Source organism: Ruegeria sp. BHSB058, from assembly GCF_059613285.1.
In genome coordinates this window covers 1-6834 of sequence record NZ_JBXWSF010000130.1, presented here as the reverse complement: position 1 = coordinate 6834, position 6834 = coordinate 1, and the positions used below count along the sequence as shown (strand labels likewise).

10 protein-coding genes are annotated in these 6834 nt (G+C 57.7%); all 10 read left to right on the top strand.

Features of this window, described 5'->3' with window-relative positions:
• On the top strand, positions 1-403 hold a 403-nt coding region (locus AC2FNB_RS20125; RefSeq protein WP_496748562.1), incomplete at its 5' end, for an enoyl-CoA hydratase-related protein.
• A 192-nt stretch (positions 404-595) separates the two neighbouring features.
• Positions 596-961: an NADH-quinone oxidoreductase subunit A gene (locus AC2FNB_RS20120; RefSeq protein ID WP_480749284.1), complete on the top strand. Its 366-nt coding sequence runs from the start codon at positions 596-598 to the stop codon at positions 959-961.
• Positions 952-1485, top strand: coding sequence for a NuoB/complex I 20 kDa subunit family protein (locus AC2FNB_RS20115; protein ID WP_480749285.1), 534 nt, complete (start codon positions 952-954; stop codon positions 1483-1485). Before AC2FNB_RS20120 ends, AC2FNB_RS20115 begins: the two co-directional genes overlap by 10 nt.
• Positions 1482-2087 carry an NADH-quinone oxidoreductase subunit C gene (locus AC2FNB_RS20110; protein ID WP_496748561.1) on the top strand — a complete coding sequence of 202 codons (606 nt, stop codon included), beginning with the start codon at positions 1482-1484 and terminating at the stop codon, positions 2085-2087. Before AC2FNB_RS20115 ends, AC2FNB_RS20110 begins: the two co-directional genes overlap by 4 nt.
• Positions 2087-2260: a hypothetical protein gene (locus tag AC2FNB_RS20105; RefSeq protein ID WP_480749287.1), complete on the top strand. Its 174-nt coding sequence runs from the start codon at positions 2087-2089 to the stop codon at positions 2258-2260. The genes AC2FNB_RS20110 and AC2FNB_RS20105 overlap by 1 nt, the downstream gene beginning before the upstream one ends.
• A 135-nt stretch (positions 2261-2395) precedes the next feature.
• Positions 2396-3619 carry an NADH-quinone oxidoreductase subunit D gene (locus tag AC2FNB_RS20100; protein WP_496748560.1) on the top strand — a complete coding sequence of 408 codons (1224 nt, stop codon included), beginning with the start codon at positions 2396-2398 and terminating at the stop codon, positions 3617-3619.
• Positions 3619-4725: an NADH-quinone oxidoreductase subunit NuoE gene (gene nuoE, locus AC2FNB_RS20095; RefSeq protein ID WP_496748559.1), complete on the top strand. Its 1107-nt coding sequence runs from the start codon at positions 3619-3621 to the stop codon at positions 4723-4725. Before AC2FNB_RS20100 ends, nuoE begins: the two co-directional genes overlap by 1 nt.
• 60 nt (positions 4726-4785) lie before the next feature.
• Positions 4786-5013 (top strand): DUF5337 domain-containing protein, encoded by a 228-nt coding sequence (locus tag AC2FNB_RS20090; RefSeq protein ID WP_496748563.1) that lies wholly within the window; start codon positions 4786-4788, stop codon positions 5011-5013.
• Between the two features lie 7 nt (positions 5014-5020).
• Positions 5021-6319: an NADH-quinone oxidoreductase subunit NuoF gene (gene nuoF, locus AC2FNB_RS20085; RefSeq protein WP_496748558.1), complete on the top strand. Its 1299-nt coding sequence runs from the start codon at positions 5021-5023 to the stop codon at positions 6317-6319.
• A 5-nt stretch (positions 6320-6324) separates the two neighbouring features.
• Positions 6325-6741 (top strand): MAPEG family protein, encoded by a 417-nt coding sequence (locus AC2FNB_RS20080; RefSeq protein WP_496748557.1) that lies wholly within the window; start codon positions 6325-6327, stop codon positions 6739-6741.
• Positions 6742-6834 lie beyond the last annotated feature (93 nt).

Here is a 6834-nt window from a genome sequence, read left to right as displayed (position 1 = left end):
TGATATTCTGAAAATGGGCCTGACCGAGACGCGTTTGGGGCTGATCCCGGCAACCATCGGTCCCTATGTTATCGCCCGAATGGGAGAGGCGAGGGCGAGACGGGTGTTCATGTCGGCTCGTCTTTTCGATGCCAATGAAGCTGTTGAATTGGGGCTGCTGGCAAAGGCAGTACGGGGAGATAAACTGTCCGAAGCGGTTGAAAGAGAGGTGACCCCATACCTTGCCTGTGCACCTGGCGCCGTTGCATCTGCCAAGCGGCTCGCTCGACAACTGGGACCACGGATCGACGAAGATGTGATCAACCGGACGATTCAGGCTTTGGTGGACAGGTGGGAAACCGAAGAAGCGAAGGAGGGAATCGCGGCGTTCTTCGACAAAAGAAAACCTGCATGGATCACGTAGGTTTCACTTCTATTGCGTGCAAACCGGTATTTGCGAAAACATTCGATAAACCCGGTGCCTAACGCGGCGATTTAACCTGCCTGTCGCGTTCGCGCTTGGTTGACCCTCTGACCCGGCAGGGGTAGAGAATGTCCAGTCAACTCGCAAATTGACGGCACGTTCAAAGGTGGACGTGCAGGAAAGGAGCCATTCGTGGAAGAGCTGTTGCGGGAATACCTCCCGATCCTGGTTTTTCTGGCCGTCGCTGTCGGCCTTGGAATCGTCCTGATTCTCGCGGCTGTCGTTCTGGCTGTCCGCAACCCCGACCCCGAAAAGGTAAGTGCCTATGAATGCGGTTTCAACGCATTCGACGATGCGAGGATGAAATTCGACGTCCGCTTTTATCTGGTGTCGATCCTTTTCATCATCTTCGATCTTGAAATCGCAATGCTGTTTCCGTGGGCCGTGAGCTTTAAAGACATCAGCGACGTCGGGTTCTGGTCGATGATGGTGTTTTTGGCGGTACTGACCATCGGCTTTGCCTATGAATGGAAGAAGGGGGCCCTGGAATGGGAATAATGACAGGGGCGAACACAGCTGATGTCGACAAGGAAGTCGCGACCCGGGCCCTGAACGCGGAATTGCAGGACAAGGGCTTCTTGCTGACCTCGACCGAGGATATTATCAACTGGGCGCGTACGGGTAGTCTGCATTGGATGACCTTTGGCCTGGCCTGCTGTGCTGTGGAAATGATGCATACGTCGATGCCGCGTTACGATGCCGAGCGGTTCGGCATCGCGCCACGCGCGTCCCCACGCCAGTCGGATGTGATGATCGTGGCCGGAACTCTGACCAACAAGATGGCCCCGGCGTTGCGCAAAGTTTATGACCAGATGCCCGAGCCACGCTATGTGGTCTCGATGGGGTCCTGTGCCAATGGTGGCGGCTATTACCACTATTCCTATTCGGTGGTGCGCGGTTGTGATCGGGTTGTTCCGGTTGACATCTACGTTCCCGGTTGCCCGCCGACTGCCGAGGCGCTGCTTTACGGTCTGCTCCAACTGCAACGCAAGATTCGCCGCACGGGGACGATTGTACGATGAGCGAAACATTGAACGAACTCGGGACCCATATCGAACTCAAACGCCCTGATTGTGTTCTGGGCTGGGATGTGAGCTTTGGCGAACTCAATGTGGATGTTGCCCCTTCCAATCTGGTCGATTTTATCGATTTCCTGAAGTCCGACCCCAATTGCAGGTTTTCCAGCCTGGTGGACATCGCAGGCGTTGATTACCCCGATCGCGGCAAGCGGTTCGACGTGGTCTATCACTTTCTGTCGATGTACCAGAATCAGCGCATCCGTTTGAAGGTGTCGGTCCGCGAGGATGACATGGTGCCTTCGATCGTGGATGTGCACCCTTCGGCCAACTGGTTCGAACGGGAAGTCTTCGACATGTTCGGAATCCTGTTTTCCGGCCATCCCGATCTGCGTCGCATTCTCACCGACTATGGATTCCGCGGCTACCCTCTGCGCAAAGACTTCCCGACCACAGGTTACACAGAGGTCCGCTATGATGAGGCGCAAAAACGCGTCGTCTATGAACCTGTAGACCTTGTGCAGGAATACCGGCAGTTCGATTTCATGAGCCCCTGGGAGGGTGCCAATTATGTTCTGCCGGGGGACGAGAAACAGGAGAGCAAGTGATGGGTGGCATCTGGTGGCTGATCCTTTCCGCGCTGACGATCATTCCGATGGTCAAGCTGTTACCGTTCTTCGGGATCAACAAATATTGGTGCCTGGCTTGCCTGATCCCCTTCGGTACGATTGCGCTTTTGTGGTGGATGGGCCTGAAGTTGCAAGAACTGGAGCGCCGTTGAGATGCTGATGATGTTGGGGGAACTGATCGCACTGGGTGTGCTTGGGGTCCTGCTGGCGGGCGCTGCGGTTAAGGCTGTCGAGACGAAAAAAGTCCGCGTACGGGCTGATGCGAAAAAGAACAGACGAGGGCGTTGATGGACGGCTCAAGATACGATGACGGCAGCACGGACGCGCTGAGCGGAGAACAGAAGATCCGCAACTTCAACATCAACTTTGGCCCGCAACATCCTGCGGCGCACGGAGTTTTGCGTCTGGTGCTTGAGTTGGATGGCGAGATCGTTGAGCGCTGTGATCCGCATATCGGCCTGCTGCACCGTGGCACCGAAAAGCTGATGGAAAGCCGGACGTATCTGCAGAACCTGCCGTATTTTGACCGTCTGGATTACGTGGCACCAATGAACCAGGAACATGCCTGGTGTTTGGCCATCGAAAAGCTGACCGGTGTCGAGGTGCCGCGACGTGGCTCTCTGATCCGGGTTCTGTATTCCGAGATCGGGCGCATCTTGAACCACCTGCTGAACGTGACAACGCAAGCGATGGACGTGGGTGCGCTGACGCCGCCGCTCTGGGGCTTCGAAGAGCGCGAAAAGCTGATGGTGTTCTATGAGCGTGCCTGCGGCGCCCGCCTGCACGCCGCTTATTTCCGTCCGGGTGGTGTACATCAGGACCTGCCGCCGGAACTGCTGGACGATATCGAGGCGTGGAGCCACGAATTCCCCAATGTCCTAGATGACATTGACGGGCTGCTGACCGAAAACCGCATCTTCAAACAGCGCAACGCCGATATCGGCGTGGTGACCGAGGATGATATTCAGAAATACGGCTTCTCGGGCGTGATGGTGCGTGGATCGGGTCTGGCATGGGACCTGCGCCGCGCGCAACCTTATGAATGCTATGACGAGTTCGAATTCCAGATCCCCGTTGGCAAAAACGGCGACTGCTATGACCGCTATCTCGTCCGCATGGAAGAGATGCGCCAATCGCTGCTGATCATCCGTCAGGCCATTGCCAAAATCCGCGACTGCCCCGGTGACGTTTTGGCGCGTGGCAAAATCACCCCGCCGAAGCGCTCGGACATGAAGACCTCGATGGAAAGTCTGATTCATCACTTCAAACTGTACACCGAAGGCTTCCACGTTCCTTCCGGTCAGGTCTATGCTGCCGTTGAGGCCCCCAAGGGTGAGTTCGGTGTCTATCTGGTCGCCGACGGAACCAACAAACCCTACCGCGCCAAACTTCGCGCGCCGGGCTTCCTGCACCTGCAAGCCATGGACCACGTAGCCAAAGGCCACCAACTGGCCGACGTCGCCGCCATCATCGGCACCATGGACGTCGTATTTGGAGAGATTGACCGCTAATGCTCCGCCGTCTGCACCCCGAACAACCTGAGAGCTTTGCCTTCACCGCTGCCAACCAGCAATGGGCCGAAGCGCAGATCACCAAATACCCCGAAGGCCGTCAGGCCAGCGCGGTCATTCCGCTGCTGTGGCGCGCGCAAGAGCAGGAGGGCTGGCTGAGCCGTGCGGCGATTGAATCCGTCGCCGACATGCTGGACATGGCCTATATCCGTGTGCTCGAGGTGGCCTCGTTCTACTTCATGTTCCAACTGCAACCGGTTGGATCGGTTGCGCATATTCAGGTCTGCGGCACGACGTCCTGCATGATCTGCGGGGCCGAGGATCTGATCGCTGTCTGCAAGGAGAAGATCGCGGCCAAGCCACACATGCTGTCCGCCGATGGCAAGCTGAGCTGGGAAGAGGTGGAATGCCTCGGCTCGTGCACCAACGCGCCGATGGCGCAGATCGGCAAGGATTACTACGAAGACCTGACCGTTGAGAGCTTTGGCAGGATCCTTGATGATCTGGTGGCGGGGAAAGTTCCGACGCCGGGCCCGCAGAATGGTCGCTATGCGGCTGAGCCGCTCAAAGGTCTGACCAGTCTGACCGATTATGACAGCGGCAAAACCCAGTACAACGCGAGCGTTCAGTTGGCGAGCGATATCGGGGACACCGTCAAACGTATCGACGGCACTGAAGTACCACTGCTGACACCTTGGCTGGGCAAAGATGGCAAGGCTGCCGGAGCCAAGGCTGCGCCCAAGCCGCCCAAGACCCCAGCCGCACCGAAACCGGCAGTCAAACAGGCGGCCGAACCCAAAGTAACCGAAGTCAAGGAAGACGAACCTGAAATCCTGAAAGAGGCTCGGGGTGGCAAGGCTGATGACTTGAAGCTGCTGAAAGGCGTGGGGCCGAAACTGGAGCAGACGCTCAACGAACTGGGCTTCTATCACTATGACCAGATTGCTGCCTGGACACCGGAACAAGTGGCCTGGGTCGATGCTCGGCTCAAGTTCAAGGGCCGGATCGAGCGCGATGGTTGGATCGAACAGGCAGCTAAGCTGGCGACGGGTGAGGAAACCGATTTCGCCAAGCGCGCCAAGAAAAACGGGATCTACGAGGAGTAGCCCGAAAAAACGAGAATGAGTGGCGTTCCCTCCAGGGGGCGTCGGGATGAGCCGGACGAGATGGACACGGACAAGGAACTCGCCATTGCCCGAAAGGGTCGCCACATCGGACTGGTCATTGCGGTGACCATGCTGGCATGGCTTGCGCTGTCGCTGTTCATCGGTCCCGCATTGAAATTGGAAGCTCGCTATGCGTTGCTTTTCGATTTCGCGGCGCTTGCCGGTCTCATCTATGCGGTGATCAACATTTTTCAACTCTGGCGCATGCGCCAGGACAGCGAAGGGTAAACTAGCGATGCTGAAGGATCAGGACCGGATCTTTACCAACATCTACGGGATGCACGACCGCACGCTCAAAGGTGCGCAGGCCCGGGGGCATTGGGACGGCACCGCTGGCCTGATCGACAAGGGGCGTGACTGGATCATTCAGACGATGAAAGACTCAGGATTGCGTGGTCGCGGTGGTGCGGGATTTCCGACCGGTTTGAAATGGTCATTCATGCCCAAGGAAAGCGACGGTCGCCCCGCCTATCTGGTAGTGAACGCGGATGAATCCGAGCCGGGCACCTGCAAAGACCGCGAGATTATGCGCCATGATCCCCACACGCTGATCGAGGGTTGCCTGATCGCATCGTTCGCGATGAATGCGCATACGTGTTATATTTACATTCGGGGCGAGTACATCCGTGAGCGCGAGGCGCTTCAGGCCGCGATTGACGAAGCTTACGACGCCGGTCTTTTGGGCAAAAACGCTGCTGGATCGGGGTGGGATTTCGACTTGTTCCTTCACCATGGGGCAGGCGCCTATATCTGCGGAGAGGAAACTGCGCTGATCGAAAGCCTTGAGGGCAAGAAGGGCATGCCGCGCATGAAGCCTCCGTTTCCGGCGGGTGCGGGACTGTACGGCTGCCCGACCACTGTGAACAACGTGGAATCCATCGCCGTGGTCCCGACCATTCTGCGGCGGGGCGCGGACTGGTTCGCAGGCTTTGGTCGCCAGAACAACGCAGGCACCAAATTGTTTGCGATCTCGGGCCATGTAAACAACCCCTGCGTCGTCGAAGACGCGATGTCGATTTCTTTCGAGGAACTGATCGAAACCCATTGCGGCGGCATTCGCGGCGGCTGGGACAATCTGCTGGCCGTGATTCCGGGCGGGTCCTCGGTTCCTTGCGTGCGCGGAGAAAACATGCGCGACGCCATCATGGATTTCGACTATCTGCGGGGTGAGTTGGGCTCTGGTCTGGGCACGGCTGCGGTGATCGTGATGGACAAATCCACGGACATCATCAAAGCGATCTGGCGGCTGTCGAAATTCTACAAGCACGAAAGCTGTGGCCAGTGCACGCCTTGTCGTGAAGGCACTGGCTGGATGATGCGCGTCATGGATCGTCTGGTGAAGGGTGAGGCCGAGCTGGAAGAAATCGACATGCTGTGGGATGTGACCAAACAGGTCGAAGGGCACACCATTTGCGCGCTTGGCGATGCGGCCGCTTGGCCAATCCAGGGCCTGATCAAGAATTTCCGCGAAGAGGTTGAAGAACGCATCAAGGCCCAGAAAACAGGTCGTATGGGCGCCATGGCGGCGGAGTAAGGCAGATGGAAGTCTTTGAAGCATATTCGCACGCGATTGCCTCGCTGGTGATCTTCACCCTGATTGTTCTGGCATTGTCGCCGTTCTCGGCGTTGGCTAAGGCTGGCAAGGGGTTGGCTCCAGGCGCCACGCCTGAGCAGGATTATGCGGACAAGGCCTATCGTCTGAACCGCGCATACCTCAACGGGACCGAAACGCTGCCCGCCTTTCTGGCCGTGACGGTCGCGGCCGTTCTTGCCGGGGCAAGCCCGTTCTGGGTGAACCTGTTTGCCTCGCTGGTTCTGGTGGCCCGAGTTGCCATGCTGGTGGTTCACCTGCGCGGCATCGGCAAACCGCACAGTGGTGTACGTTCGGTTTTCTATGTGGCTGGCTGGGCTTGCATGGCGGTGTTGGCTGTTATGGCATTGGTGGCACTGTTTTGAACCGGTTTTTTCGATATCACGTAGCAGAAGCCTTTGATCGGCCGGACCACTCTGTGTCGCCCATCTGCACGCGGTCCCGGGCGCATCTTTCTG